Source organism: Mucilaginibacter gynuensis (genome assembly GCF_039541195.1).
Lineage (GTDB): Bacteria > Bacteroidota > Bacteroidia > Sphingobacteriales > Sphingobacteriaceae > Mucilaginibacter > Mucilaginibacter gynuensis.
The window spans coordinates 167,929-189,836 of sequence record NZ_BAABFT010000010.1; the positions used below are offsets into that span (position 1 = coordinate 167,929).

General features: G+C 43.6%; 18 protein-coding genes. 5 read left to right on the top strand and 13 right to left on the bottom strand.

Annotated elements, in window-relative coordinates:
* Nucleotides 1-325: 325 nt before the first annotated feature.
* The 12 genes from ABD894_RS18675 to ABD894_RS18730 all read right to left on the bottom strand — a co-directional run bounded on the left by ABD894_RS18675 (nucleotide 326) and on the right by ABD894_RS18730 (nucleotide 13,754).
* The gene (locus tag ABD894_RS18675) at nucleotides 326-1,945 is read right to left on the bottom strand and encodes a gliding motility protein RemB (protein ID WP_345212591.1); all 1,620 of its coding nucleotides are present in this window, start codon (nucleotides 1,943-1,945) and stop codon (nucleotides 326-328) included.
* Nucleotides 1,946-1,967: 22 nt separating this feature from the next.
* Nucleotides 1,968-3,104 carry a GDP-mannose 4,6-dehydratase gene (gmd, locus tag ABD894_RS18680; RefSeq protein ID WP_345212592.1) on the bottom strand — a complete coding sequence of 379 codons (1,137 nt, stop codon included), beginning with the start codon at nucleotides 3,102-3,104 and terminating at the stop codon, nucleotides 1,968-1,970.
* A 608-nt stretch (nucleotides 3,105-3,712) separates the two neighbouring features.
* Complete coding sequence (locus tag ABD894_RS18685) at nucleotides 3,713-4,276, bottom strand: DUF3109 family protein (RefSeq protein ID WP_345212593.1); 564 nt, start codon at nucleotides 4,274-4,276, stop codon at nucleotides 3,713-3,715.
* A 14-nt stretch (nucleotides 4,277-4,290) separates the two neighbouring features.
* On the bottom strand, nucleotides 4,291-5,088 hold the full coding sequence (locus ABD894_RS18690) for a DUF3108 domain-containing protein (RefSeq protein ID WP_345212594.1): 798 nt from the start codon (nucleotides 5,086-5,088) through the stop codon (nucleotides 4,291-4,293).
* A gap of 141 nt (nucleotides 5,089-5,229) precedes the next feature.
* Entirely contained in the window at nucleotides 5,230-5,748 is a 519-nt protein-coding gene (locus ABD894_RS18695; RefSeq protein ID WP_345212595.1) for a DUF2480 family protein, read from the bottom strand.
* Nucleotides 5,749-5,819: 71 nt separating this feature from the next.
* On the bottom strand, nucleotides 5,820-7,913 hold the full coding sequence (locus ABD894_RS18700) for a peptidylprolyl isomerase (RefSeq protein ID WP_345212596.1): 2,094 nt from the start codon (nucleotides 7,911-7,913) through the stop codon (nucleotides 5,820-5,822).
* Between the two features lie 111 nt (nucleotides 7,914-8,024).
* On the bottom strand, nucleotides 8,025-8,633 hold the full coding sequence (gene lptC / locus ABD894_RS18705) for an LPS export ABC transporter periplasmic protein LptC (RefSeq protein ID WP_345212597.1): 609 nt from the start codon (nucleotides 8,631-8,633) through the stop codon (nucleotides 8,025-8,027).
* Nucleotides 8,634-8,646: 13 nt separating this feature from the next.
* On the bottom strand, nucleotides 8,647-9,966 hold the full coding sequence (bamG, locus tag ABD894_RS18710) for a BamG family beta-barrel-assembly machinery protein (RefSeq protein WP_345212598.1): 1,320 nt from the start codon (nucleotides 9,964-9,966) through the stop codon (nucleotides 8,647-8,649).
* Nucleotides 9,959-10,702: a type III pantothenate kinase gene (locus ABD894_RS18715; RefSeq protein WP_345212599.1), complete on the bottom strand. Its 744-nt coding sequence runs from the start codon at nucleotides 10,700-10,702 to the stop codon at nucleotides 9,959-9,961. The genes bamG and ABD894_RS18715 overlap by 8 nt, the downstream gene beginning before the upstream one ends.
* Before the next feature lie 119 nt (nucleotides 10,703-10,821).
* The gene (locus ABD894_RS18720) at nucleotides 10,822-11,808 is read right to left on the bottom strand and encodes a DUF6427 family protein (protein ID WP_345212600.1); all 987 of its coding nucleotides are present in this window, start codon (nucleotides 11,806-11,808) and stop codon (nucleotides 10,822-10,824) included.
* A 43-nt stretch (nucleotides 11,809-11,851) separates the two neighbouring features.
* Nucleotides 11,852-12,853 carry a glycosyltransferase family protein gene (locus tag ABD894_RS18725; RefSeq protein ID WP_345212601.1) on the bottom strand — a complete coding sequence of 334 codons (1,002 nt, stop codon included), beginning with the start codon at nucleotides 12,851-12,853 and terminating at the stop codon, nucleotides 11,852-11,854.
* 40 nt (nucleotides 12,854-12,893) lie between these two features.
* On the bottom strand, nucleotides 12,894-13,754 hold the full coding sequence (locus ABD894_RS18730) for a UDP-2,3-diacylglucosamine diphosphatase (protein ID WP_345212602.1): 861 nt from the start codon (nucleotides 13,752-13,754) through the stop codon (nucleotides 12,894-12,896).
* Nucleotides 13,755-14,149: 395 nt separating this feature from the next.
* Between ABD894_RS18730 and ABD894_RS18735 the strand changes: the two genes are divergently transcribed.
* The gene (locus ABD894_RS18735; protein ID WP_345212603.1) at nucleotides 14,150-15,466 is read left to right on the top strand and encodes a thioredoxin family protein; all 1,317 of its coding nucleotides are present in this window, start codon (nucleotides 14,150-14,152) and stop codon (nucleotides 15,464-15,466) included.
* 4 nt (nucleotides 15,467-15,470) lie between these two features.
* Here ABD894_RS18735 and ABD894_RS18740 read toward each other — a convergent pair whose 3' ends face one another.
* Nucleotides 15,471-16,169 (bottom strand): YjjG family noncanonical pyrimidine nucleotidase, encoded by a 699-nt coding sequence (locus ABD894_RS18740; protein ID WP_345212604.1) that lies wholly within the window; start codon nucleotides 16,167-16,169, stop codon nucleotides 15,471-15,473.
* Between the two features lie 164 nt (nucleotides 16,170-16,333).
* Between ABD894_RS18740 and uvrB the strand changes: the two genes are divergently transcribed.
* From uvrB to ABD894_RS18760, 4 genes are all read left to right on the top strand, one after another.
* A complete protein-coding gene (uvrB, locus tag ABD894_RS18745; protein WP_345212605.1) occupies nucleotides 16,334-18,361 on the top strand; it encodes an excinuclease ABC subunit UvrB in 2,028 nt (675 codons plus the stop codon).
* 185 nt (nucleotides 18,362-18,546) lie between these two features.
* Nucleotides 18,547-18,798: a DUF4834 family protein gene (locus ABD894_RS18750; protein WP_345212606.1), complete on the top strand. Its 252-nt coding sequence runs from the start codon at nucleotides 18,547-18,549 to the stop codon at nucleotides 18,796-18,798.
* Nucleotides 18,799-18,801: 3 nt separating this feature from the next.
* Nucleotides 18,802-19,098 (top strand): hypothetical protein, encoded by a 297-nt coding sequence (locus ABD894_RS18755; RefSeq protein ID WP_345212607.1) that lies wholly within the window; start codon nucleotides 18,802-18,804, stop codon nucleotides 19,096-19,098.
* A gap of 85 nt (nucleotides 19,099-19,183) precedes the next feature.
* Complete coding sequence (locus ABD894_RS18760; RefSeq protein ID WP_345212608.1) at nucleotides 19,184-21,655, top strand: YfhO family protein; 2,472 nt, start codon at nucleotides 19,184-19,186, stop codon at nucleotides 21,653-21,655.
* Nucleotides 21,656-21,908 lie beyond the last annotated feature (253 nt).

Here is a 21,908-nt window from a genome sequence, read left to right on the forward strand (position 1 = left end):
CAAAAGTTCCAGCCCCAAGTTCTGCACGGCTTGCAGGGGTATGGCCTTGTGCGGCAAAGAAGCCTTTTGCTGGACAAGGGTTTATTCGCTGTTTGTTTGTTTTTTATAGGTACTCATGAGATCGCTTCGCTTAGTATGTTACTTTTGCCCTCAAAAGTAATGGGGCCCTGCGCCCAAGAGCAGACTAACATTCATTATAGCACAAGCACAGCCTAAGTAGAGATTGCTTCGTTCCTCGCAATGACGCGATTTATATAGGAAGCGCAGAACGCGACGAGATTGCTTCGCACCTCGCAATGACGATTTGGCTAAATGATACTTCTATTTAATGTGCCCTGTAACTTGCTAAATCATTATAAATATTGCGGAACGAGCTGCGGATACCGAAGGTTAACATGGCTGTTTTATCATGAAATTGGCTGTTCTTTTCATCGCGGATGATGCCACCGAGTTCTATCCTTAAATTGTATTTAGGGTTAAGCAGGTAGGCTACTTTGCCTTCGGCGTATACCATATTGGTGGTTAGGCCCTGGCCTATATAGTTACCGTTGGCCTTTGCCGGATCGCGGTAGCTTTGGAAGAGGTCTTTACCGTAGTTTAGTCCGTCCATATCTAAACCGTAGTGACCGTAATCAACTTCGGCAGAAAAATCAAAACGTTTGTAAGAATAGTTCAGCAAGCCCACTACCTCACGGAAGTTTGATCCCCATGGATGTGCGAGTGGTTCGCTGTTGCCGGTATGGTTAATAGCCGTGCTACGTTCCGAATAAGTATATGGCCTGATGTTGTTGGTTTCTACCAGGTAACTCAAGTTCTTCACCTGGAACAGGTTCGCGCCACGGATACCTAACTGCCAGCTGTATTTGTTACGTGAGCTGCCACCGTTCGAGAAGAAGTTAGAGGCCTCAAACTCATCCAGCGCGAACTGGCCGTAAGCGGTGATACCATCGGTAAACTTGTATTTACTGTTTAAGCCGATCAGCGCGTTATCCGGCGATCCGCCTGTGGCCTCAACCGGCCTTAAGAAAATGATGGGATTGATGTACGAAAAATCAAACCCGCGGCTGTGGCCCAAATCGTCCTCATTAGCCCAAACTACGCAATCGAAAAAGCCTAATGATAGCTTGTTGGTCACGTTCCAGTCGAGGTAATGGTAGATGGCCCACTTTTTACGATCATGGCTATAATCATTGATCAATCCGTTTTGCGGGTCGTTGTAATAGCTCCACATGGCCATATATTTCACATTGCCCAGCGTACCGGTCAACCTGAAAAATGGCGCTGGCGAACTATAGTCCGACAAAAACACCGAGCGGTAACCATCGCCAATAAACGTCCTGTCTCTGCCCGCAGAGATATTCAGGTATTTAATGGGCGTGTAAGATACGTTAGCCGTAATGTACGACCACTCCTTGGTTTCCTTGCCACCGCTCCTGTCATAAGCCTGGCCGGGCACAATACCCACCTGGTTAATGTAAGTATCTAAATATTCGGGGAATATACCCCTGTTTAAAAAGCCGCCAATGTTATATGAGAACTGGCTGCCAACCGTACCGCCCAATTGCAGGCCGTAGGTGGTAATGTAAGTATTCTTTTTTTCGCCCCTAAAAGTACGACCAACAGTTATATCGGGTAAAATGTCGGCATAAAAAGTACTGTTTGCCGATTTTTCATCAATCAGGTGTTCGGTAAATAATTTGCGGTATCCCCAGCTATGCGTGCTGCCATCCACATTGTAGTTCATTACAGAATCATAGGCTTTACGCAGCAGCGAGTCATCCACTAAAAATGGCTTCAATGAAGTATGCACCCGCGTTTTGGTAGAGTACACGTCGGCATTTAATTTTTGGTAGAACTGGTATGAATAGGGTTGATATTGTGATTGCGCACCCGCAACATTAATAATTAAAAATAAAAGTATAATGCTGCTAAATATCTTCTTCATAAATCAAATTTATCATTAAAACCTATTCAAAATAATTAAGGGTTTTAAAGCCCCCTTTTTGCAAGTAGTCGTCTTTTTTCACCAGATGCAGATCTGATAACACCATGTCGGTCACCAGTGCCTGCAAATCATATTTAGGTATCCAGCCCAGTTTTTCGCGGGCCTTTGTAGCGTCACCAATTAATAAATCAACCTCGGTAGGCCTGTAATATTTCGGATCAACCTTTACTACCGTTTGGCCAAAACGCAAGGCATCGGCATTTAAGCCAAGATCGTGTATTTTTTGTTCATCGAGGTCAATAATCACCCCTTTTTCAAATTCATTTTTTCCGCTGAACTCAATTTCAATACCCAGCTCTTCAAAAGCGAGCTTTATAAAATCGCGCACGGTGGTGGTTACCCCGGTGGCTATAACAAAATCTTCTGCTACTTGTTGCTGCAACATCAGCCACATGGCCTCAATATAATCTTTGGCGTGCCCCCAATCGCGCTGTGCGGAAAGGTTGCCAACATACAAAAACTGTTGCAGGCCAAGCGCTATTTTAGCAGCGGCACGGGTTATTTTACGGGTAACAAATGTTTCGCCGCGTATAGGGCTTTCGTGGTTAAATAATATGCCGTTACAGGCATACATGCCATAAGCTTCGCGATAATTAACGGTAATCCAATATCCATACATTTTGGCCACAGCATACGGCGAGCGCGGATAAAACGGCGTGGTTTCACTTTGCGGAACTGCCTGCACCAAACCATAAAGTTCGGATGTGGAGGCTTGGTAGATGCGTGTTTTTTGTGTAAGCCCTAACAGTCGGACGGCCTCTAAAATACGAAGCACACCTATCCCATCAGCATTGGCAGTATATTCGGGCGTATCAAAGCTCACCTTAACGTGGCTTTGCGCAGCAAGGTTGTAGATCTCGTCGGGCTGTACTTCCTGAATAATACGGATGAGATTGGTTGAGTCGGTAAGATCGCCGTAATGAAGTTTGAACTTTACACCCTGCTCGTGCTGGTCGCGGTACAGGTGATCAATACGATCGGTATTGAATAACGACGAGCGCCGTTTTACCCCATGCACCTCATAACCCTTCTTCAGCAAAAACTCTGCTAAATAAGCGCCATCCTGACCGGTAATACCTGTTATGAGTGCAATCTTCATGGATAATGTTAGACTTTACAATATTATCTAATTTAATTGTAAAAACAGGCATGGTTGATTGGGGTTTATTGGGGAGGGGGATTAAGCACTCCTCTTCGATAAGAATACAACCATATTTTTAAAGTCAGCAAACAGCTTCGGGAGAAAACGGGCAGAACTTTGTTGGCCATGAGCGCAAAGGCGGGCATAGCGAACTTGTTGCATGTGTGGAGGGATTGCGTGGCGGGCAAAAGTTCCAGCCCTAAGTTTTGCCTGTTTTGCAGGGCATGGCCTTGTGCGGCAAAGAAGCCTATTGCTGGACAAGCCTTTTTGTTACTTTTGTGGCGACAAAAGTAATGGGGTACTGCGCCCAAGAGCAGACTGACGTTAATTACAACACAAGCTCAACCTAATTAGAGATTGCTTCGTACCTTACAGCAATGACGAATTAAAAAAACTGTCATTCCGAACGCAGTGAAGAATCTTCTTCGCTACACTTATCTGCGATAGATGCTTCGTTCCTCAGCATGACAGTGGAGAGTGGTTGTCAGATCGTCATTTTGCTTTCAAAGTCCAAAATATTTAAAATCCCCGCAATGACGCGATTTATATGAGGTGGGCTAATTTAATTATATCCCCGCTACACCCTCTTCCAGTTCCTTGTACCATTCCTCGCCGTATTTGCGGATCAGGGGTCCTTTCAGGAACTCGTATACGTGTACTTTGAGTTCGTTGCCGAAGCTACAGGCCGGGCTACAGATGCTCCAGCGGTCGTAATTGAGTACGTCGAACTCGGGGTATTTGGTAATGCGGATGGGGTACAGGTGGCAGGAGATCGGTTTTTTCCAGCTTACTTCGCCGGCTTCCCAGGCTTTTTCAATGGCACATTTAGTGATGCCGTTTTCCCAGGTTACATAAGCGCATTCTTTGTTGGTGTCCACACATGGGGTGGTATAATCGCCCTCAAAATCGGTTACATAGGTGCCTTCACGCTCAATAGTGGCTATGCCTTTCTCGGTCATGTAAGGTTTTACTTTAGGGTAGATCTCGTCGAGTATGGCCAGTTCTTCATAGTCTAAAGGGGCGCCCGAATCACCTTCGAGGCAGCATGCGCCTTTGCACTTGTTAAGGTTGCAAACAAAATTCTCTCTCAACACATCCTCGTGCACCAATATGTTACCTACTTCGATCATCCTTATTTTTCTTCTTATTTTTTTATCGGGTTTAACGGATACTTCAGCCCTTTGGCATCGGTAAGGTCCATTGTTAAACTCCCTACAATTACTTCAACATGCGCGCGTACAGGTATGCGGTTGGCATCGTCGGTTATCCACAAATATAGCTTACTATTCTTTTTAAATATTTTACCGGGAATAATTGTCGGGTTAAACTTCAAACAATTAAAAGTCCCCATAGAACATTTCATTTTCTCTTTACCCAGGTAGGTGATGTTTAACTTATGTACGCCATCCTCTAAAAAGTAGGGCATATCAATAGTTTCGCCAATTTTCAGTTTTGATATATCCAGCGACCGGGCAAAATAGTAGGCCGATACAAAATCAAACATCTGCCCCTTAAACGGGAACACGCCTTTATCAGCGGTGATCTTGCCTGTTTCGTGGTCAAAGCTTACCTTATCGCTATGTTTGTAGCTCCCCTCCTTACGGTTTTCGGTGTAGAGGTAAGGCAGCAGCGTGCTTTTATCTACAAAGCTTTCGTAGGTATTGCGCACCTTGTAAAATATATCAAAGGTTCCGGCAGTTTTGCCTTCGGCGATGATATGAAAGGCGGGCTTACCATTAAACTTCTGACTGCTTTCTTCTGTTCGCAAATTCGCTTCGGCAGCGGTAAAAAAACCATATTTGAGTTTATAACTCAATTGCTCGCCAACACCAAACACGGTATTGTTCACTTTATCGATGTCCTGCGCAGAGCTGCTTACAGCACTTGCCAGTAACAAAAGCGTGGCGAGTATATATCTTTTTATAGAGTGTTCTTTTTGCACGTTATATAAATATGTAAGTAAAATATGCATTAGTGTGTTTATAATTATACCGGGTTTGACTTACACCGCCGTGAATAGTTTAAGCCCGGCTATACAACACATTATCGCGCGTATTATTACATCAGTGCAAAAAGCACACCATTAATCTTTCCTTTTATAGATAGGCACGGTTGAGCAAGGCTCACCAAACATCAAACTTTTGGCCACAGGCGTAAGCTTTTTAGTTAGTTCAACATAGGCCGATACCGGTACCGGGATATCGCCACAACCTTTTATCACCAGGCGCTGATCGCGGTATTTCTCCGGATCGAGATTGGCGTTTATCGATTTTACAAATAGTACAGTTTCCAGCGTTTCGGCATCGCCAAATACTACTTCAATGGCGTAAGGCGCCAGGCGGTTAGCCAGTAGCATATAAGCCCATGCAGGTACTATGGCATCGGCGGTGCAGGTAACGGCAACATATTTACCTTCGTACTGCGTCCAGTCGTGTGTTTTTACAAACTCCCTGAAATCCTTCTCACGTAACATCAGCTCCATAAACAGGTTGTTTTTTATATCATAGACCACGCGTTCGCCGGCCGGGTAAAACTCGGCAGGATCAAGCGTAACCAATCCGCTTTGGGCAACTTTATTGATGATGTTTTCCTGTATTTCCATGGTGCGTTAAAATAAAAAATCCGGGAGTGGCCATAACGCTGCTCCCGGATACAAAATTACTTTAATTTCTATTATAAGAACTTAGCTCTGTAATCTTTTACATTCGCCTTATCTTTCAACGCGTTCAGCAGTTGGCCGCTGGCACGTTGAGTAAGGTTTTGACCTATCTGTTGTTTCTCTCTTACAGTGTTGGCCAGTGCAGCCGGTTTAACAAAACTTTCAACTACATAAGCGTAAACACCATTTTGACCTTCAACACCTTTTGACAGTTTGTTTGGCTGCGAACCGAATATTGAACCTACCAGTGAATACTCAGCACCAACACCCGGAATAACAGGGTTAGCGAATACTATATTTTGAACCGGAACAACAGGAGCGCCTACTTTTTGACCTAACTGATCAATAGAAGAAGCTGAAGCTGATTGTATTTTCTCTAACAGTTGTTTAGCTTTTACTTTGTTGCGTACAGCCGCTTCAATTTGCGGTTTTACTACCTCTAAAGGTAAAGTGCCTTCAGGCTTAATAGTGGTTAAGTGCGCAACAACATACTGATCGCCACTGGTGAATACCTGGTCAGATACATCGCCTGATTCGGCTTTAAATGCCCAGCGTACCAGATCACGTGCCGACTCAAGACCCGGAAGTGACGCTGTGATACCGCTTACATCATTAGCAGGAGTTAACTGTAGTTTCTCCTTTTTTACCTCGGCATCAAAGTTACCACCGCTTACGCTGGCCAAAAATGCCTGCGCCTTGTTGTAAGCTGCCGATTGTGTTTCTTTACTCGGGATAAGCGGTTTATCAACAATAGCTATCTTAGCTACTTTTGACGATCCTTTTTGATCAACAATTTTTATAAGGTGTACACCAAACTGCGAAGTAACTATTTTGTATTCGCCTTTGGTACCGTTAAATACCGCTTCGTCAAACACTGGCACCATAGTACCACGACCGAAAGTACCTAAGTCGCCACCTTTTTCGGCAGATTGCTTATCGATAGAATATATTGTAGCCAGGTCAGCAAATGATTTGCCGGCAACAATCAGTTTCTTTAATGAATCGGCTTTAGCCAATGCTTTTTCAACACCACCTTCTGTAGCAGGGTTAATCAGGATGTGGCTTGCTTTAACTGAATCCGGACCAACACGTGAGTCAACCAGTTTAGCCAGCTTGTAGCTGCCGTTTGACAGGTACGGGCCATATACAAATCCTTTTGCAGCGCTAAACATTACCGAATCAACCGCAGGCTCTAACGCGCCTTTCTTTTGATAAACAAGAGGCGTTTTAGTTTCAGAGTTAACCTGTACGTATAACGAATCGTTAGTGCTTGCTTTAAAATCAGGCAGCATTTTTTCTACCTGCGCTTTTACAGCGGCGCTATCAGCTTTTGAAGCCGCACCGTTAAAGGTTACGTATTCAATGTTTCTTAATTCCTGGTCGGTTTTAAATGATGCTTTGTGCTCATTGTAGAAATCGCTGTAATCGCCATCAGTAATGGTTACTTTACTATCAGGGATAGAGGCGTATGCAAGCGCTACATATTTAAAGTTAACCAGTTTGTTTTTGGCTTCATAGTCATCCTGCGCTTCAAGCGAGTTAACATATAAGCCATTGGTTACCAATGAAACATATTTTTGTGCTTTTTTCGACTCTATCATCTGAGCAACAAAAGCGTTCCATTGTGATTTCATCGGGTCGCCTTCTTTAGCTGCTTTAATGTTATTTAAAACATTGTTCAGTTTAACCCTGTCAACCTGACCGGTTTGAGGATCGCCGAAAGCTTGTATAATTTGCTGATCAGGATTTTTACCGCTGATCATGTCCTGGGTTTCGGCAGTGCCTACTACCAGGCTTAATCTGTCAAGTTCCTTTTTAAGTATAGCCTGGCTTAATAACTGGTTCCAGGTGTTCTCCTGAATGTAGCTTGTAATTTGAGGCGATAAATTGGCACCGTATTGCTGCCTGTATTGATCGGTATTTTGCTCAACTTTTTTGTTAAAATCAGCGTAAGGTATCTTTTCACCTGCCACAACACCAATTGTATTGGCATCGCCCCTAAGTAGCGAACCTCCAAAATGGATTACCTCACCTGCAATAAATGCAAGTAACGCGACAGCGATGACGATAACCAGTATCATACCCATTCGCTCCCGCAGAAAACTCATTATTCCCATATAAACGTTATAATTCTATAATATTATGTTACTTAAAAAGAGGGCGCAAGATACAACTTTTAGTAAAATTCTATAATACAAAAAATTGCAAAAATAAAACAATTATTGCGCGGCGGGGTTCTCGGTCACGTTGAAAATTCCTGTAGTTTGTTTCAGCTTATAATGCGTCATGTTTTCATCACTTTCAAAGTCGGTACCATTAATAACATTACCGTCCTTAGTGGTTATCTGCACCGGCATGGTTGAGTACATGATATGCTTATTCTGGTCCCATATCAATTCTTCTGATTTGTATACGGTACCTTCATTGTTTGATGCCACTACATTTTTGTGCAGCTCAAAAACACCTTCGGCATCTCGCCACTTGGCCGTGTTGGATACGATCTTGGCTGTTTCCTTCAGGCTATCTATGCGATAGATAGTCACCCCCTTAGGCATATCCTTGTATGATTTTTCGGGTTTGACTTTAGGCGTTTGGCTGTCTTCCTGGTTAAATGAATAATCAAGCACCAGCGGCGCTAAGGCTCTTGTTTTTACTCTTGCCGAATCGCTGAATATAAGCTCAACATTGGTGGTACGCTGCACAGGCTTGCTTACATCTCCCGCGGCAATCTCCTGAATTTTTTTCAGGTCGTTCTCACAGGATGACAATAGCATTAAGGCGGCTAATGCCGGTATAACCATAACCGATGTTAACCTTTTACTCCACATTGCTTTATACCAATTAATCAAATTTGTAACGACGGAACCACTTATCGTTAAGTGTAAAGCCTAAACGGATATTTACGTAGCTTTCGCGTACTAAGCCATTGGTAAGGCTGCCTCTCTTACCAACTTCGGCAGAGATATTGATCTTGTAGAAACTGCTCAATCCCGGGCGCAACGGTAAACCTAAACCTACTGTACCGGCATATTGGTTAATATCGGTATTGTTCAAAGATAGGTAGGTTTGGTTGTACATAAAGCCGAAGCGATAATCAACCAGTGCCCAATAGTTATTCAGTTTGTTGATATTAGGTGTTATTTGCGCGCCTACATTAATCGTCTGGCTGTTTTTAAAGCCTTGTTTTTGGCCGTCGATGGCAAAATCAGACCATTTACCCATACTATAATCGGCACCCACCAATAATTTGGCACCCATACGGTACGATATACCGAAACGGTTGATCTGCGGTAGTTGCAATTGATTTTTAGGCCCCAATACGCTTGTTAAGGTATCTGTTGCCGGGATTTCGTTACCGGTACCATCTGTTGTGTAGTGTGTCGTGTATTTATTCGTTTCGATATCAAGTTTTGAATTGGCCGAACCCGAGTAACCGATAGTTAAACGGTTCTTTTCAGAGATATCAAACATGTATTGGATACCGTAATCGTAGTTTAAGCCTTGTATACGCTGGCTGATCTCAGTACGAGTATTTTGTGTACCATATAATGCGGGGATCTCGGTAGAACTGTAGTTTTTAAGGTTACCGAATATATAAGAGATATTACCACCTATTGACAGGTGTTTGCCAATACCAAATCCATAACCGATATAAGCTTTTGTAAGCCCGCCCTCACCTGTATAAATAAAATTAACAGCGTTGGTGTCAATAGATGAACCTGAGCCTAAATTACTTTGCGATTGCCTGTAGTTATAACCCACATCGCTGTAAGGCGTTAAACCGAACACGATGGCCGAGCGCTTGCTTACCGGTAAACCGAAAGCCAAATGGTTCAGGCTAAAGTTTTTGCTGCCCTGCGCTGTTTGACCTGATTGTGAAAGCGTAACAAAGTTGCCGTATACACCAACATCGATAGTAGTAAGATCAATCATGGCGTTGGCAGCCGGGTTGGTTAAGTTAATTGTACTGTAACCGCTTATTGAGTTGATACCTGTAGAAATGCCCCCCATACCCGCGTTTTGAGGCAGCAATTGCGGTGCAATTTCACCTATACCGTACCTTGAATAAGGCGAACTTGTATTGGTGCTTAATTGCGCGCTTGCCTCAAAAGTAACGGCAGCAAATAAAAATGTTATAAGAATTTTGGAATATTTAATCATTATGCTGTTGTATAGCTGCGTTTAATCCTTTTAAAACCAAGTATGGTTCAATTTTTATATAGGGGGCAAAGATGCTATTTTTCAGTAGAGTATCAAAAAAAATGCTGTCGCCGCCTGTTAGTATAATATTTAGTTGTTCGTTGTTGCTTCTGTAGCTTTCAATAAAGCCCGTTAATTCATATTTAATACCGTTTTGCACGCCCGATTTAATGGCGCTGGTGGTATCGTTACCAAACCCGGTGTTAAAAAGTTCGTCGCTCTCTATAAGCGGTAAACCCGCTGTATAGTAATTCAATGCTTTATAACGTGTATTTAATCCGGGTGATATACTGCCCCCGAAATAATTTCCTTCGGCATCAATCCAGTCATAAGTAATAGCAGTACCGCCGTCAATTACCAAACTGCCTGTGCCCGGGTACAAATATTTAGCGCCGGTTACAGCGGCCAGCCTATCGAGCCCCAGCGTATGCGGTGTAAGGTAATGGTTATTGATACCTGCGGCAATTGCAGCGCTGAACCAGGTTACCGGTACCGTTGCCGCCAATACTGTCAGCCACTCGGGCTGTTCTTTTTTTACTGATGATATAATAGCTTCATCAAACGCGTAAGCAGCTTTCAAATCATTAATAAGGTTGGTATTAACCACCGTATAATAATCGGTAAACAGCAATGTATCGTGTTCAAAAACAGCCAGCTTTACCAGCGTATTACCAATATCGATAACCAAATTAGCCATTAAGCCGCTGTTGATATCGGGGTTAGTAAAACAGCCTGTACGCCTGCATTAAAAGCTACCACGCCAAATTTCATGTTACAAAGCTAACATAAGGGCTTAAATTGCAACGAAGATTAAAGTTAAAAAGTGTTAAACTGAAAGTAAATGATACCTGCAAGCAGTAACAAATAAAGGCTTTCGTAAAACCACTTACTGGTGGTATACAGAAAATAATACGCGAAAGTAATGGCGACCGGCACCACGCACAATAAAAAGTGATTCAGCTGAAACTGCCTCTTTACATAAAAAGACAAACCTGCTATGATAAACATTATCAACAATAACTGAAACGCTTTACGGATGTGCACATAACTTTTAAAGAAACCCTGCTGTAGCTTAAATACGCTTAATACCAGTATAAATACCACCGGTGCAAGCAATACATACGTGTAATTATTAATGCTGATGTGGTTAGGGAACTGCGTACCCAGCGGCAGCCATATTTTATAAAAAGTATGAAACCTGTCGTTAAGGTAATACAGCACAGCCAAAAAGAAGAAGATGGTAGCATAGCCTAAAATAACAGCTATCCACTCGCGCCAGTTGAACGGGCGAAAAATGATGAGTGCTATCCACACCGCCAAAAACATGTAGATAAAAGGCAGGTAGATCAACGAGCCTATGGCCACGATCATCCCCAGATCATAGCCCGAAGATTTTATATCATCGCCTTTGTACAGGCTGAACAGCTTATACAGCATCCATATCACCAAAAAATTACAGATGAGCGGCGCGCTTAATATCAAAAAGGGTGTAAACAGGGCCGATATGGTAACATACATTAACGCGGGTAAAAAACTGGGCTTCCCCAACAGGTTAAACTGGTTAACCAGCTTATTAAGCAGCAATGCCTGCGCGAAAACCAATGCCCCGGCCAGCAATACGTTCAAGAAAGGCGTGAGCGCGTACTCGTACGATACAGGTACCAGCAAACGGGCGAATGATTCTACAAAAACAAACTCCAGCTTATCGGGCGCGCCAATGATGTAGCCTATGCGCAACGCGATAACCAATACGGCCAGCCATAGTATATTTAAGGGATTGTAGGACCTGAAAAGATTGATCATTTATCGCCGGGGTTTTGCAACCGCAATATTAACGAAAAAGCAGTTAGGTTAAAATTGCTTGTGGCTTCGCGTACTGCTTTATCATGTTATCCACTATCTGCGCAGTTTCATCGGGAAAGTTAACCCTGATCTGTTTGGTATCGTTCACCCATTTTTCGGCATGCTGTACAAATCTGTCGTCGATAGTGTTTACTACCGGCACGCCCAGTTTTGATGCAGCCAGGGCGTTGCACTGTTGCTCAAACTGCCCGTGCATGGGTATCATCATCACCTTTTTTTGTAGAAACAACGCTTCGGCAGGGCCTTCGAAGCCGCCGCCGGTAAGCAGCCCTTCACTGCTGGCCAGGCTGGTGTTAAAGGCCTCATTATTTACCGGGAAGATCTGTACGTTGCCTTCGCGGTAAGGTGTTTTTTGCCTTTTAGAGAAGATATGCCACTCTACATCTACCTTACTTAAATATTTAAGCAGGGTTTTATCATTATAAGCAGGCAGATATACCGAGTAATGGCCTTTATTAGAGGTTTCGGTATTACGGATGTCGCTGCGGATAACTGGGGTATGGATAAAATCGTCATACCTGTCGAAATGGAACCCGATATGGTGCGTAGTAGGCGAATAATATTTGAACAACCACTCGGCATAGTTCCACTTGGGCGGCCGTGGTGTATTGGGCGATTTAAACGAACACTGGTGACTTAACGATACCGATGGCACTTTTTGCAACTTACAGGCCCATGCGCTTACCGGTTCAAAATCGTTAATTACTATATCGTATTGCTTTAGGGGCAGATGATTAATATCGTGCCACAGCTGGCGCAAATTCATGGTTTTGTAGGTGGCCCATTTATCTACGCCCCCATTTTTCCCAAAAATAAAGCTGAACCCATGAAAACGGTATTTAAGCGGCTGCGAAAGACTTACTTCGGCTTCGGTGCCGCTTACCAGTAGGTCTACCTCGCCGTATTGTTGCAGCAGTGGTACAATTTCGCGTGCGCGGCTAATATGCCCGTTACCTGTTCCCTGTATGGCAAAAAGTATTTTCATAGATTGTAAATGCGGTACAAGTTAACAAAGATAACAGCAATTAGTGCGATTCCTGCCTGAACCTTTCCAGCAAGGTTTTTACATCCAATTTGGCGTCGAGGTCTTCTGCATCGGTTTTATCATCATCTTCGGCCTCGTTTTCGGCTCCAAATTGCTCGGGGTGGTATTTATACACCGTCCAGCTTTTGTTATGGTATTCGAGCGCGGTAAGGCTCTCCACCCAGTCGCCCGAGTTTAGGTACAGCACCGAGCCGCTGCCATCAGTAGCATGCACTTCCCTGATCTCGGCATGGTGAATATGGCCGCATATTACGTAATCGTATTGCTTATCAACGGCAAGGTCGGCAGCGGTTTGCTCAAAGTGATTGATAAACTTTACCGCGTCCTTAAACTTGGCCTTTATTTTTTGCGAGAAACTCATTTTTTGCCTGCCCATGGCGGTAAGCAACCAGTTGGTAAAGCTGTTTAAAATAATCAAGGTATCGTACCCTACAGCGCCCAGTTTGGCCAGCCATTTGGAGTGCTGCATGGTAACATCAAACACGTCGCCATGAAATATCCAGGCTTTTTTGCCATCAATATTTAATACTACCTTATTAAGGAGCTGAAAGGTACCCAAATCAAAATCGGTGAATTTACGCAGCATTTCATCGTGGTTACCGGTAAGGTAATACACGGGGATGCCTTCGGTAATAAACTTCATGATGCGGCGCACTACCTTCATGTGCGTTTCGGGCCAGTATGATTTACTGAACTGCCATATATCGATAATGTCGCCGTTCAATACCAGCATTTTGGGTTTAATGCTTTTGAGGTATTTAAGCAGTTCTTTTGCGTGGCAACCGTAGGTTCCTAAATGGACGTCGGATATTACAACTATGTCAACTTCGCGTTTTGCCATTAATGTTTAGCAAATGTTTCTTTATCCCGGGCTAATGCGGCAGGTTATTTAATTTTATTAAGAAAGTACAGGCGTGGAAAGAACAGATCACTCGTTATCTTCTTCCTCGTCAACCTTCAGTTCGTACGGACTCAAATAGAACAGGCCGGTTAATCCCAGCAGTGCTATCACTATCAAATAACCAAACTCAAAATTCATCTTTCCGGGTTTTTACAAATATCAGCAAATCAACATTATCTGATTGTTAAGACTTCGTTAAAGGTTGAAAGTTAAACGTCAATTAATATTTTTATTTTTCCACAAAGAGGCGATAATGTTTATAACCATGACGCGTTTTGGTTTAAATACGCTTTTTGCGCTATATTGCACGTTATAAACCTGTTATAAAACACCAAATGAAAACATCAGCCTGTCGCAAAACTTACCTGTTGCTTATCCTCATCTTTTTAATATTAGACAATACTATTAGTCACGCCCAACAAAAAGCCGGGATAAAATTTGTGCACGGCCTAAGCTGGGCGCAAATAAAAGCTAAGGCTAAAAAGGAACGCAAGTATATTTTTGTGGATGGTTATACTACCTGGTGCGGCCCCTGCAAAATGATGGCGCAGGATATTTTTCCGCAGCAAAAGGTTGGCGATTTTTTTAATCAGCACTTTATTAACGTAAGCGTACAGTTCGATGTAAGTAAAACCGACAATGCCGAAACCAGGAAGTGGTATAAGGATGCCAAATACCTCGAAAATACTTATAAAGTAAACTCGTACCCTACCTTCTTGTACTTTAACCCCGATGGCGAGCTGGTGCATACCATATCGGGCGGTACTACCAATCCCGATGAGTTTATCAGCAAATCGAAAGCGGCGCTCGATCCTAAACTGCAACTGATCTCCCTTAAAAAACAATTTGATAAGGGTAAAAGAGATACCGCGTTTTTATCAACGTACATCAGCGCGGCACAGCAGGCCAATAACGATACCCTTGCCATAAAAGGCATAAATGCTTACCTGGGTACACATCCCGATATGCTTGCGCCAAAAAGTATAGGTTTTATCGTTATCGCCACTAAAACCTCAACCGATCCGGGTTTTAAAACATTGCTGAACAATGCTAAAGAAGTTGATGCTGTAGCCGGCAAAGGTAAATCGGCAGAAATACTGAATGACATTGTATTTGAAGAAGAGGTACTGCCATTTTTACGAACCGATGGTAAAATTACCCGATATCCGGGAGGTATGATAACAATTTCGGGCGATGTAATAAAAGAGGTAGCTTGGGACAAGGTGAAAGAAAAACTTGAACAAAAATATCCGGGTATAAGTGATCAAATCATTATGGCAGCCAAGCCTTCCCATTACGAATGGCTGGCCGACTGGCCGAAATATACCGAAGCGGTAACAGCCTATATAGCCAAATACGGCAGCAGCATCAGCGATGATAAATTGAGCGGATATGCCTGGCAGGTATTTTCTAATACGGATGATAAACAAAACCTTACCACTGCTGCCGGATGGATAAAACCCGCGGCTACAGATGCCGGCCTTAACAATTTGAACAGTGTGTACACCTATGCCAACTTGTTATACAAGGCAGGGCAAAAAGAACAGGCTATTACCTACTTGCAGGATGTAATGAGCAAATCACCGGAGAAAGGCAAAAACTTCAGCGGACTGTTAACCAAAATAAAAAACAACGAACAAACCTGGCAATAAACCGCTACAGCAGTTGCATCAGCTCTTTCAACTGGGTGATTTGCTGTGGTACGTCGGCAGGCTTTTCGGCGTTGTGAGGGTTAAAGTAAATGGCATCCATACCGTAGTTTAACGCTCCGCGGATGTCGGCCTCCACGCTATCGCCAATCATCAGGCAGCAATCTTTGGTGCAGTTGGCCAATGCCACCGCGTGCTCGAAAATGGCTTTATCCGGTTTGTTTACCCCTACCACTTCAGATATAATGATGTTTTGAAAATAGCCCGCGATGTTAGTTCCGGCAGTTTTTAACTCGGTAGATTCTTTAAACCCGTTGGTGATCAAATGCAGCGTATACTTGCCTTGCAGGTATTGCAGGGTTTCGTGCGCATGCGGAAAGAGGTTGGTTTTGGTTGGGCATAGCTGCACGTACTCGTCCTCAAAAGTAAGCGGCATTACATCGGGGTGCAGCCCAAGATCAAGAAAGGTTTTTTTGAAGCGGGTTTCACGCAGCGCCTGTTTACTGATTTTGCCAACATGGTAATCGGCCCAAAGCTGGTGATTGTTGCGGGTATAAGTTTCAATGAATACATCTGCAGATGGCAGCCCTATATCATTAAGGCGATGAGCGATATATAATTCGTGCAGGGTTTCCTCCGCGTTCTTATCAAAATCCCAGATGGTGTGGTCAAGATCGAAAAATATATGCTGGTATTTGGTACTCATTGCGCTGCTAATTATGTTTCAAAAAGGTAATACAGCACAAAGTTAGGCTTTGACTGATAAATAGTTTCATCTTAAAAACATAAATCACCAATTGAGCGTTCCAAATGCTGCGTTGTATTAAAACGCTTCTCTTTTTGCTATTATTTTTGGTAATTTTGTTATAGATGGATTTTAAACTTACCTCTGAATATAAACCTACCGGCGACCAGCCCGAAGCCATTAGGCAACTGGTTGAAGGTGTAAACGGCGGCGAACCTTTTCAAACCCTGCTGGGTGTTACCGGCTCGGGAAAAACGTTCACCATGGCCAATGTGATAGCACAAACGCAAAAGCCAACGCTGATACTAAGCCACAATAAAACACTTGCCGCGCAGCTGTACGGCGAATTCAAGCAGTTCTTCCCCGAAAACGCGGTGAACTACTTTGTATCTTATTACGATTATTACCAGCCCGAGGCCTTTATACCTACCACCAATACTTATATTGAAAAGGATTTACAGATAAACGAAGAGATAGAAAAGCTTCGTTTACGTACCACCTCGGCACTCATGTCTGGCCGCAGGGATGTGATTGTGGTGTCGTCTATTTCCTGTATTTATGGTATGGGTAACCCCGAGGATTTTGCCAAGTCGGTATTTAAGTTCGCGGTGGGTACCCGCATTAGCCGCAACGCTTTTTTACACCGTTTGGTAGAGATACTTTACGCTCGCACCACGGCCGATTTTAAACGCGGTACATTCCGTGTTAAAGGCGATGTGGTAGATATTTTCCCGGCTTATATGGATTTTGCTTACCGCATATCCTTTTTTGGCGATGACATTGAAGAGTTAAGCACGTTCGATATTACCTCCGGCAAAACCATCGAAAAGATGACGCACATGGTGGTTTACCCGGCCAACTTGTACGTGGCACCGCGCGAACGTTTTCAGCAATCGGTATGGGCGATACAGGAAGAGCTGGAAACCCGCAAAAAGCAGTTCATTGGTGATGGCCGTTTCCTTGAAGCCAAGCGATTGGAGGAAAGGGTTAATTACGATTTGGAGATGATCCGCGAATTGGGTTACTGCTCGGGGATTGAAAATTATTCGAGATTCTTTGACGGACGCGAACCGGGGATGCGCCCCTTCTGCCTGCTGGATTATTTCCCTGATGATTACCTGATGGTGATTGACGAAAGCCACGTAACCGTACCGCAGATCCGCGCTATGTATGGTGGTGACAGGTCGAGGAAGATGTCGTTGGTTGATTATGGTTTCCGCCTGCCCGCGGCATTGGATAACCGTCCGCTTAACTTCCAGGAGTTTGAGCGGTTGGCACCGCAAACAGTATATGTAAGCGCAACCCCTGCCGATTTCGAACTCGAAAAATCGGGCGGTGTGGTAGTGGAACAGGTGATTCGTCCGACAGGGTTGCTCGACCCTGTGATCGACGTGCGCCCGGTAATTAACCAGGTAGATGACCTGCTCGACGAAGTGGACAAAACCATTAAAATGGGCGACCGTGTACTGGTAACCACCCTCACCAAACGTATGGCCGAAGAACTGGCCAAATACATGGATAAACTGGGCATCAAATGCCGCTACATTCACTCGGAGGTAAAAACCCTACAAAGGGTAGAGATTTTGCGGGGCCTGCGCCTTGGCGAATTTGACGTATTGATCGGGATCAACTTGTTAAGGGAGGGTCTGGATTTACCCGAGGTATCGTTAGTAGCTATTTTGGATGCCGACAAGGAAGGCTTCTTAAGATCGGAACGTTCGCTGATCCAAACCATTGGTCGTGCCGCCCGTAACGACCGGGGCCGTGTAATTATGTACGCCGATAAAATTACCGATTCGATGCGCATTACGATGGATGAAACCAATCGTCGTCGTGAGAAGCAGATACAATATAACGAGGAACATGGCATAACGCCGCGTACCGTTGGCAAATCGCGAGAAGCCATTATGGAGCAAACTTCGGTGGTTGACTTCCAGGGAGGGGTACAAAAGGCTTATGTAGAAAACGAAGTAGTAACATTGGCCGCCGACCCTATTGTACAATACATGACCAAAGGCGACCTCAAGAAATCTATCGACAACACCAAAAAAGATATGCTTGCCGCCGCCAAAAACATGGACTTCCTCCTCGCCGCCAAACTCCGCGACGAAATGTTCGCGTTAGAGAAAATGATGGAGGAGAAGTTTTCTTAAGTTGTAAGTTGCGGGTTATAGGATATGGGTTGTAAGTTGAAGGCTGTGAGTTGTATGTAAAATTGCGTCTGGGCCACAACTTAGGGCTTACAACCTGCAACACACAACTTACAACCCATAACACAACACAACTTGCAAACAATTTATACGTTAATAACTTATATTTGTAGCTTTAATTTATTCAGATGATATTATTACGTTTTCTGCTTATATCGGTATTAGTGCTTTATATTGTGCGTCAGTTGGCACGTATATTTTTGCCTATGCTTTTTCAAAGTGTTATTAATAAAGCCACTCAGCAACAACAGCGCAACCAAAATTACCAGCAGCCTAAACGCCCGGAAGGTACTGTTAAGGTTGATTATGTTCCGCAAAATACCAAAAACACCGTGCCTGATAACGAGGGCGAGTTTATTGATTACGAAGAAATTAAGTAGTAAATGCTGCCCGAACAAGTTTATAAACGCAGAAGGCGCCATGATAATACGCCCGATACCCTGCTGCTTATTATCACCAATTACATTGTATCGGTACTAAATATTCAGCTGTTTGGTATGTGTACCAACATAAACAGCTTTTTTTGGATAGTAACCGGAGGCCTGGGCCTGTACAACGTTTTTATGGTACGCAGGCACCGCGAAGAGTATAACCGCATCAATATTATCGTATACGTGTGCAGCGTTTTGGTGCTGGTGGGCATGTTCTTTTTATTCCGCACAAAGGCTACCCCCTGCTAAATCAAATCCTTTATAAACTTAATCATTCTATTCTCGTTCAAATTTCTATTTTTGGGAACGATATACCCATTTTTAAATTACTTTAATGAATAACTGGTTCAAACGTAATGGTGTACACTTTGCTGTAGCTGCCATTTTTTTAGTGATCTGCTTTTTTTACTTCACCCCGGCTTTTCAGGGTAAAACATTAGGGCAAAACGATGTTACCCGGGCACAATCAACCCAAAAAGAGATAAACGATTACAGGGCCAAAGACACCACCATCCTTTGGACCAACCAGATATTAGGCGGTATGCCGGCCTTCCAGATATGGGCACCGTATACTGATAACGTAACCACACATGTGGTTTCTGCCTTAAAAACGGTATTCCCCAACCCGGTTGATACTGTTTTGCTGTTCCTCTTCGGTACATACCTGTTATTCTGCGTATTAAAACTTAATCCGTGGTTATCTGCTGCGGGCGCTGTAGCTTTTACATTTTCATCCTACAATATTATATTGCTCCTCGCGGGGCACGCAAACCAGGCCTTCGCTATCGCTTTATTTGCACCTATTATCGCGGGTATTATTTTAACGTTGCGCGGTAAATACTTGTTAGGCGCATCGGTAACGGCATTCTTCCTGGCATTAGAGATAAGGGCCAATCACCTGCAAATGACCTATTACCTGATGCTCGCCATTTTGATATTGGTAGGTATTGAGGTTTATCATGCCATCAAAACAAAAACTACAGCCTCCTTCTTAAAAAGCGTGGGTTATTTGGCTGCTGCTACCGTGCTGGCCTTATGTGTAAATGCTTCTATTTTATGGAGCACTTACGAGTACAGTAAAGAAACTATCCGCGGTAAATCAAACCTTACCCATAGCAGCAATAACGAACCAAGCGCAGGCTTACCAAGAGATTACGCCTATGAGTGGAGCCAGGGTGTGGCCGAGTGTTTCACCTTCCTGATCCCCGATATTTACGGTGGCAGCACTCGCGGTTCAAACGACCCTAATTCGCATGTAATTAAAGCGTTATTAGATCGTGGTGCCGATATTAACCAGGCGCAAAATATTTCGCAGGGCGCGTTACCATTATACTGGGGTGATAAACGCTTCACCGAAGGACCATTCTACTTCGGCGCTATTATCTGTTTCCTGTTTGTGGCAGGTTTACTGATTGTTAAAAACCGCTTAAAATGGTGGATACTGGGCACGGTTATTTTGACCATGCTGCTTTCCTTCGGCCGCAACTTTCCTTTTGTATCCGATCTGTTCTTTAATTACTTCCCGCTTTACAACAAGTTTCGCGCGGTTGAATCGATACTGGCAGTGGCGCAATTAAGCTTTGCATTACTGGGCTTACTGGCTATTCAGGAGATCATTACTAACCCTAATAAAGCAGACCTACTTAAGAAAACCAAGATCGCCCTGTACATTACAGGTGGCCTTAGTCTTTTATTCGCGGTATTGCCGGATGCATTCCTGTCGTTCAGGACAAGCAACCACCAGGAGTTTACCCAGTTTTTAGGTAAACAATTAGGCGGCGATGCTACACTGGCAACCGATTTGGCCAACGCTTTAATAAAAGACCGTATATCAATTGCCCGTGCAGATGCTATCCGCTCACTGATATTTGTATTAATCAGTTTCGGACTGGTGTGGGCATTCATCAAGCAAAAGATCAATGTTACTGTGCTATCGTTAGTATTTTTTGCGCTGATATTGGTGGATATGTGGCAGATTGACAAACGTTACCTTAACGATGGCGCATTTGTTGAAAAACAAGTAGACAACAAACCAAAACCAAGGCTGATAGATCAACTGATAGCCCGCGATACCGACCCGGATTACCGCGTGATAGATCTGGGCCAAAACCTGCTATCTGATTCATATACCCCGTACTTCCATAAAGCGGTAGGTGGTTATTCGGCAGCAAGGTTAAAACGTTACGACGAGCTGGTAGAAAACCAACTTACTCAATCTTTAAACCAGGATGTGCTTGATATGCTGAATACCAAATACATCATCACGTACGACCCTAAAACGCAGGAGCCGGGCATGAAGAGCAACACTACCGCTTGCGGCCATGCATGGTTTGTAAAGAGCGTTAAGTTTGCAGATAATGCCGATCAGGAAATGCAGGCCATTAGCAGCTTTAGTCCGAAAGATGAAGCCATTGTTGACAAAAGCTTTAAAGATCAGGTAAAAGATAAAAACCTGGCTACCGATCCGGCTGCTTCTATTAAACTGGTAAGCTACAACCCCGATCACATGGTATACGAAAGCGGTTCAACATCCGATCAAATAGCCGTGTTCTCTGAAGTTTACTACGATAAAGGCTGGAAAATGCTGATAGATGGAGTAGAGCAACCTTATTTCCGTGCAGATTACCTGCTGCGTGCCGCGCAGATACCATTGGGTAACCACAAAATCGAGTTCATTTTCCACCCTACTTCTTACTACACAGGCGAAGTGATCTCGTTAATAGGTTCTATTATATTGATACTGGCATTAATTGGTGCTTTATATCTTGAAAACAAAAAGAAAAGCGGTGAGTTAAAAACTGCTTAAATTAAATATCATTTTAATGAGAAGGGCGACGAGTTGAATACTTATCGCCCTTTTATTTTTATTAAAACTTGTCATTGTGAGGTACGAAGCAATCTCGTCGCGTTCTGGATGGCGTTATCTCAAACTATCGTCATTGCTGTAAAGGTTATATAATTCGGTAACAAGATTAGCTTTAAAAAAAGTTAGTCACCATGCGCATCAACACGAATGACCTCACCCTTAAGCGGAACTATCTTCAGACCTACCGGTTGCT